The following is a 6,896-nucleotide window of genomic DNA, read 5'->3' as shown; positions in this document are numbered from 1 at the left end:
GGTCGTGGTGAGTGCTTCGTGGAGCAGTACCTGGACAAGGCCCGCCATGTCGAGGCCCAGGTCATCGCCGACCAGCACGGCAACGTGGTCGTCGCCGGTACTCGTGACTGCTCGCTGCAGCGCCGCTTCCAGAAGCTCGTCGAGGAAGCCCCCGCACCCTTCCTATCCGATTCCGTGCGGTCCCAGATCCACGAGTCGGCGAAGCAGATCTGCCGCGAGGCAGGCTATTACGGCGCGGGCACGGTCGAGTACCTCGTCCAGGGCGACACGGTCTCCTTCCTCGAGGTGAACACCCGCCTCCAGGTGGAACACCCGGTCACCGAGGAGACCGCCGGAATCGACCTGGTGCGTCAGCAGTTCCGTATCGCCGAGGGCCACGCCCTGACCCTGACCGAGGATCCGGCCCCGCGCGGCCACTCCTTCGAGTTCCGCATCAACGGTGAGGACGCCGGTCGCGGCTTCCTCCCCGCACCGGGCCCGGTCGTCACCTACCGCGAACCGACCGGTCCCGGCGTCCGCGTCGACTCCGGCGTGGTCGAGGGCTCTGTCATCGGCGGCCAATTCGACTCCATGCTGGCCAAACTCATCGTCACCGGCGAAACCCGCGACCAGGCCCTCCAACGAGCAGCCCGCGCCCTCGCCGAATTCCACATCGAGGGCCTGGCCACCGTCCTCCCGTTCCACCGCCACATCGTCACCAACCCCGCCTTCATCGGTGACGGCGAGAAGTTCGAGGTCTACACCAAGTGGATCGAGAACGAGTGGGACAACCCGATCGAGCCCTACACCGGCGCTGTCCCCCTTGAAGAGGACGAAGAGGCCCCGCGCCAGAAGGTCGTCGTCGAGGTCAGCGGCCGCCGAGTCGAAGTCTCCATCCCCGCCCAATTCTCCGCCTCCGCCGCCACCCCGATCCGCAAGAAGTCGAAGCCCCGCAAGCGCGGCGGTGCAGGCGCAGGCACCGCCTCCGGCGACGCCGTCACCGCCCCCATGCAGGGCACAGTCGTCAAGGTGGCCGTCGAAGAGGGCCAATCCGTCGAAGCGGGCGACCTCGTCGTGGTCCTCGAAGCCATGAAGATGGAGAACCCGGTCACCGCCCACAAGTCCGGCACCATCACCGGCCTCACCGTCGAGCCCGGCAGCGCCATCACCCAGGGCACCGTCCTGGCCGAAATCAACTAACCCCGGGCACGGCCCCGGCACCCAGCCGGGGCCGTCTCCCTCCCCCACAAAACCCGTTTCCATTTCCAGCCCCCACCCTGCTAAAGTTCCTTCCCGCAACGAAGTAGCAAGCGCCATTAGCTCAATTGGCAGAGCAGCTGACTCTTAATCAGCGGGTTCGGGGTTCAAGTCCCTGATGGCGCACCAGAAATACCTAACGCGAGGTCAGACCGCCGAGGGCGTCTCGAGCCGGGGCGTAGCCGGCTCGAGCGGATTTGAGGTATACGCGTTTCGCGGCGTCGGTGCGCCCGAGGGATTTCCATTGGTCACCCAGGGCTTTCAGCGCGACCATGTCGCCGTCTTGTTCGACCTCGCGGTAGAGGAGTTCGGCTCGGTCGCCCTCGCCTCGGGCCTCATGAACCGTTGCCAGGTGCACCTTTCCGAGAGTGTGGCCATTGTCGATGTAGCGGCGGTACCAGTAGGCGGCCTGGCTGAGGTCACCGGTCTTCATGCACATATGGCCCAGGGTCAGCATCGAGAGTGTTTCGCCGCGCTCGGCGGCCCGCCGGTACCAGCGTTCGGCTTCCGCTCGGGCGCCCCGGTTTTCGAGTAGTCGCGCCAGGAAGGACATGGAGAGGGCGTCGTTCATGGCGGCGGCTTGGCGGAGCAGTCGTTCGGCTTCGCCGATGTCGCCGCGCTTCTGATGATCACGGGCCCGGGCCAGCAATTGGCTGACATCGCCGCGCCTGCGGCCGGTGCCCGACGATCGTGAATTTTCTCTGGGGACTTCAGATTTCGTCGCTAGGTCCGGCGGTGCCGGGGCCGTGAGCATGGCCAGTGCGTGCGGGATGGACGGACGTGACTCGGGCCGTTTGTCCATCAGCCGGGTAATGAGCTGACCGAGTTGCCCGGCATGCACCGGCGAGGGAACCGCACCGAACATGACCGCTTTCATGGTTCCGTGAATGGTGTCACGACGGAACGGCGAAACCCCTTCCACCGCGTGGTAGAGCGTGACGCCGAGGGCGTACAGGTCACCGGCGGGTGTGTCGTCGCCGTCGACGCGTTCGGGTGCCATGTACTCGAACGAACCGATGAGCGCCTCCTTGGCGGTCAGCGTGTGATCGGAGTGATGGCGGGCGGTTCCGAAATCCGTGAGCAGCACCTCGCCACCGGTGGCGAGCAGAATATTGCCCGGCTTGACATCGCGGTGGACCACGCCGGCGTCATGGGCGGCCCGCAGGGCCTCCAGTAAGGAGGCGGCGACGGTGGCGGCTTCCGCGACGTCGACCGGCCCGTCGCTGTCGATGCGCTGCTTCAATGAGCGGCCGGCCACCAGGCGCATGACGATCCAGGGCGTCCCGCTGTCGGTGACGACATCGAGGACACCGACGATATTCGGATGATCGCGCAGCCGCCCGGCATTGCGGGCCTCACGTTCCGCCCGCGCGACCCGCTCCGAGTGCTGCGCGCTGGATTCGGCCTGCGGGAGCAGCACTTCCTTCACCGCGACATCCACCCGCGACCGCTCGTCGCGTGCCTTCCAGACGGTCCCGAATCCGCCACTGCCCAGCTTCTCGATCAACCGGTAGCGGCCGCCGAGAACCCAGCCCGGTCGTCCCAGCGAAGACATGACTGCTCCCAGCGGTTCTGTGCCCCAGCAACATTCGGAGTCAGTCAACCGTACTCGAATACGGGTGCCCACGGAGCCCGCAACCAGACGGTCAGATCGCCCTCGCATCCATGAGACCCGACGGCAGTCCCCCGTCATAGACGGCGAGCATGTCGCTCGCCTTCGACAGTGTGTCGACGATGGATCGGGCTGGGCTGCGGTACAGCTCCGGATAGTCGACTTCGCCGAGCCGAGGGTCCACCCAGATAGGCATCGGGACTCAACGACGACACCGGCGAAAACGACATGACTGAACCTTAGAGCGAACCCACGACCGGCCCTATTCGCCAGTCTGACCGTCGAGTCGTTCTCGGAGCAGGTCGGCATGGCCGTTGTGGCGGGCGTACTCCTCGATCATGTGGGTGAGGATCCAGCGCACGCTGTAGCCGTCATCGTCGGACTGGTGATCGCCGACCGTGTCGAGTGATTCACAGCTGTCCACAATCTCCCGCGAGCGAGCGCACTCCTCGTGCCACAAGCGAAACGCCTCATCGACGTCCGCATCGTCGACGTCGAAGTCGACATCCTCCGACCGCTCGTTACCCCAGTAGAACGCGGGCGCATCCACACCCCCGAGCGTGCGGGCGAACCAGCCGCGCTCCACGTCGGTCATATGACGCACGAGGCCGAGCAGCGACAGCTTCGACGGCGACACCGCCTGCCGCCGCAACTGTGCGGCCGGCAGCTCCGAACACTTCCACGCCAACGTATCTCGCTGAAACTGCAGAAAACTGGTGAGCGTCTCGCGTTCTCCGGCAATCCGAGGCGTCTCGGCCCGCTGGCTCGACTTCATCCGGCCATTCTCGCCCGTTCGAGCGCCACCCGCCCGAACCTTCCCCGAAAATGCCGAACGGCCCGAGATCCCCTCGGGCCGTTGATCTTCGCCGCTACTTGACCGAGTTGGCCAGCTGATCGGCATACGGGGCAATGAACTTTCCGACGATCGGTAGCGGCGCACGCACACCGCCGGTGTTGTTGGCCTGAACCATCGCCATGATCCACACGACGAGCGCCAGGAGTCCGACCACGAGCCCGGCGAGGCTGAAGATGATCCCCAGCGCCCCGAGCAGCGACCCGACGATGCTCAGAACGAAGTTGACCACCGACACCGCCCCGAAGAACACGATCGACTGCGAGGCATGGAATTTCACATCCGGATCCTTCTTCCCCACGAACAGGAAGATGACCCCGGTGAGCCACCCCAGCGCGTAGGACAGAATCGCACTGGTCTTCTTGTCCAACCCGGTGGACTGCGGCTGGTTTGCGGAAGGCTGAGAAAATGTCATGCCGTAAGTAAATGCCGCCCCCACCCCCTACCGATCCCAACTTCCTGCCGAACCCGCAGGTCACAGGCCAGCGAACGGCTGCGACGCCGGCAGCCGGAACTTGGCGATGTATGCGCGGGCACGTGGCCGCGGGTCATAGATGAACTCCGCTGGGCTGCGATGCCAGTGCCGCGCACAGAACTCGTCAAGATCCATTTCGATTGGCCGCGAGCGATAGTCCGCGCCGGGCTCTGCCGCCTGGCCGGCCCCTGGTAGTTCGCCCACAGGTGTCCATCCGCTGTGGTCGAAGGCCCAGATGCCGTCACCGGCGTAAACATGGCTCGGATCGTCAGCCATACACGGCCACAACCCGAACGCGGCGAAGCGGCCCCGATGCTGTTCGAGGAAGACGTAGGCCAGGATGTGGCAGGCACCGGCAGCAAAGAACCATTGGTCGTCTCGATGCCACGCGAGATCTTGGTCGAATCGTTCCAGCGGCGTGCGCCTGAACTCCGAGCACGGAATGTACATGGAGCCAGCGTGACCGACTCAAACCAACCCCAGCTCAAATCGACAGCACCAGATTGCTTCCATCGCACCGCGCTGGCCGGTTCGGTCAGCGCGGTATGCGGCAGAATAGTGCGTTCCGAGCGATCGATCACGTGGTGATGGTCGACAACGCGCGCTCACCGCAACGGGCCTAGGTGTATTGACCGGAGACGTTGATTAATAGAGTGCCTCACTCACCCTGGCCATTCACGGGTCTTGCTGTTGCTGGGGGGATGCCGATCTCGTCAATGTCATGGCCGCTGCAGGCAATCTTGGTTGCACTGGCGTGCTCGATACGGGACACGAGGAACCACCGCATATCGCTGCGTAGCCTGCACCACCCGATCAGGTACCAATGGCCGTTCGTGGAGCCGAACATCACCGGTTCGACGTCGCGGGTGGTCTTGCTGCCGTCACCCGAGGTGTAGCGGATACGCACCACCTGTTGCTCGGCCATCGCTTCCTCCAGCGCTGACTTGATCGCGCGCGGAGCAGGAGGCGCGTTCACCCAGACGCGACTGGCCAGCTCATCGGCCTTCGCCCGGGTCCGTGGATCGAGTACGTCCATAATCTTCCGAACGCCGGCCAAAGCGAGATCAGCGTAGGGGGCATCGGATGCAGCAGAAACTGCGGCGAGTAGTGCCACTGCCTGCACAGGGGTCAGACTGACCGGTGGCAGGGTGCCTCCGGCGACTAGCCCGTAGCCACCGCCGGGGCCCGGGCGCGACCAGACCGGCGCGCCACTGTTCTCGAGTGCGGTGAGGTCTCTCTTGACCGTCCGCACGGACACGCCGAACTCTTTTGCCAGTCGCTCAGCGGTGCATCCACGCGGTCCGCTGCGTCGCAGCATCTCGGACAGGGCGTGGAGTCGCTCCGACCTCTTCATCTCCCACCCCGGCAAAAAATCATGCCAAAAATGGTGACATACCCTTGTCCGCGAGGCTCGAGAGCATCGTGGAGTGACGAACAACGCGAGCAGCCCGACCATGATCCTGATCGCTGGCCATTGGCTGGGAGCTTGGGCATGGGACGAGGTGCTGGAACACCTGCCCGCTGACGGCTGGCGAACCATCCCGATGACGCTTCCCGGCCTCGATGAGCGGGACCCCAAGCGGGCGTCCAGAACGCTCGATGACCAGGCGACGGCGATCGAGCAGACCATGACTCAGGCTGATGCTTCCGAGGCCCAGCCGGTAGTCATCGTGGCGCACAGCGGAGCAAACGCGCCGGTGAGCCTCGTGCTCGATCAGCATCCTGAACTTGTCCGCCGAGTGGTGTGGGTCGATAGCGGGCCCGTCGCGTCCGGCAGTATCTTCGCCCCGGATGCGCCAGAGGATCTGGATGAGTTTCCCCTGCCGCCCTTCGACGCGCTCGGGGAGCAGGCCAGCCTCGAAGGCCTGAGCACTGAGGCTCTCGAGCGCTTTCGAGCCAGGGCCGTTCCAGAACCTGGTCCCGTGCTACGCCAGCAAGTGGCGCTCACCAACGATGCGCGTCTGGCGGTCCCGACCACTCTGGTGTGCTGCTCGATCCCGAGCGCGCAGATAATGCAGCTGGCCAACTCCGGTCATCCCATGTTCGCCGAGGTGTCAAACCTCGACCATGTTGACCTCATCGACCTCCCCACCGGGCATTGGCCCATGTGGAGCCGCCCCGGTGACCTCGCCCACATCCTCGCCGCAGCAGCGACTTCCCCAGCTAACTGAACCGCAGACAGACCTGAAGATCTCATGACACACCCCGATGCCGCGCTCACCCCAAGACATCGCCTCAAGGTTGCCCGTCTGGTCGTAGAGGAGGGGTGGCCGATCAGCGAGGTCGCTGCCCGTTTCCAGGTGTCCTGGCCGACCGTGAAGCGCCGGGTCGATCGCTACCTCGCCGGTGAGCCCGGTTCAAGAGGGTCGAATTCCGCTTTGGAATAACCTCTGGCGGAAAGCAGAGCTCCTGACGTTGTTCTCGCTGGTCGATGCCTTCGCACAGCCGCATCCGCAGGCTCAAACATCGCTTCGTCACGGCCTCGCCCGTCTTGTTCGGCGATGTTCTCGGTCGCGAGGAGCGATCGTGCATCGGTAGCCTGACCACCTGGTTTGACTGAGCCCCGTCCGGTGTTCCGGGCGGGGCTCGGTGGATTCCCTGGCCGGCGGTCGTGGCCTCTTCGAACAGCGCGGTATGCGGCATGAGCGGATATTCGAGTTCTGGGGCTTCATCGTGTTGAGTGGGGTGATGGGTCTGGCGCGCAAGGGAACTCGAATTCT

8 protein-coding genes, 1 tRNA gene and 1 pseudogene are annotated in these 6,896 nt (G+C 64.8%); 4 read left to right on the top strand and 6 right to left on the bottom strand.

Annotated elements, in window-relative coordinates; genetic code table 11:
* Together ACWEOI_RS35345 and ACWEOI_RS35340 are read left to right on the top strand one after the other, a co-directional pair.
* Positions 1-1,179, top strand: a 1,179-nt coding sequence (locus ACWEOI_RS35345; protein ID WP_452362394.1) for an ATP-binding protein, incomplete at its 5' end; no start/stop codon positions are given.
* Positions 1,180-1,289: 110 nt separating this feature from the next.
* Positions 1,290-1,365: transfer RNA gene (locus tag ACWEOI_RS35340), tRNA-Lys, on the top strand.
* A gap of 7 nt (positions 1,366-1,372) precedes the next feature.
* Here ACWEOI_RS35340 and ACWEOI_RS35335 read toward each other — a convergent pair.
* The 6 genes from ACWEOI_RS35335 to ACWEOI_RS35310 form a co-directional block, all read right to left on the bottom strand.
* On the bottom strand, positions 1,373-2,791 hold the full coding sequence (locus ACWEOI_RS35335; RefSeq protein WP_452362393.1) for a serine/threonine-protein kinase: 1,419 nt from the start codon (positions 2,789-2,791) through the stop codon (positions 1,373-1,375).
* Positions 2,792-2,882: 91 nt separating this feature from the next.
* The gene (locus ACWEOI_RS35330; RefSeq protein WP_452362392.1) at positions 2,883-3,044 is read right to left on the bottom strand and encodes a hypothetical protein; all 162 of its coding nucleotides are present in this window, start codon (positions 3,042-3,044) and stop codon (positions 2,883-2,885) included.
* Between the two features lie 66 nt (positions 3,045-3,110).
* Positions 3,111-3,623, bottom strand: a complete 513-nt coding sequence (locus ACWEOI_RS35325; protein ID WP_452362391.1) for a DinB family protein — start codon at positions 3,621-3,623, stop codon at positions 3,111-3,113.
* Positions 3,624-3,717: 94 nt separating this feature from the next.
* Positions 3,718-4,116, bottom strand: coding sequence for a DUF4870 domain-containing protein (locus ACWEOI_RS35320; RefSeq protein ID WP_452362390.1), 399 nt, complete (start codon positions 4,114-4,116; stop codon positions 3,718-3,720).
* 60 nt (positions 4,117-4,176) lie between these two features.
* The gene (locus ACWEOI_RS35315) at positions 4,177-4,626 is read right to left on the bottom strand and encodes a hypothetical protein (RefSeq protein ID WP_433671463.1); all 450 of its coding nucleotides are present in this window, start codon (positions 4,624-4,626) and stop codon (positions 4,177-4,179) included.
* A 208-nt stretch (positions 4,627-4,834) separates the two neighbouring features.
* Positions 4,835-5,530, bottom strand: coding sequence for a helix-turn-helix transcriptional regulator (locus tag ACWEOI_RS35310; protein WP_452362389.1), 696 nt, complete (start codon positions 5,528-5,530; stop codon positions 4,835-4,837).
* Positions 5,531-5,630: 100 nt separating this feature from the next.
* On the opposite strand from ACWEOI_RS35310, the gene ACWEOI_RS35305 reads away from it, so the two are divergent.
* Together ACWEOI_RS35305 and ACWEOI_RS35300 are read left to right on the top strand one after the other, a co-directional pair.
* Positions 5,631-6,347 carry an alpha/beta fold hydrolase gene (locus ACWEOI_RS35305; protein WP_452362395.1) on the top strand — a complete coding sequence of 239 codons (717 nt, stop codon included), beginning with the start codon at positions 5,631-5,633 and terminating at the stop codon, positions 6,345-6,347.
* 24 nt (positions 6,348-6,371) lie between these two features.
* Positions 6,372-6,527: pseudogene (locus ACWEOI_RS35300) on the top strand (helix-turn-helix domain-containing protein); the annotation flags it as partial.
* Positions 6,528-6,896: the final 369 nt, after the last annotated feature.

It is taken from the genome of Nocardia sp. NPDC004340 (genome assembly GCF_053602575.1).
Note: the sequence above shows the minus strand (reverse complement) of the source record. Positions and strands in the feature narration are given on the sequence as shown.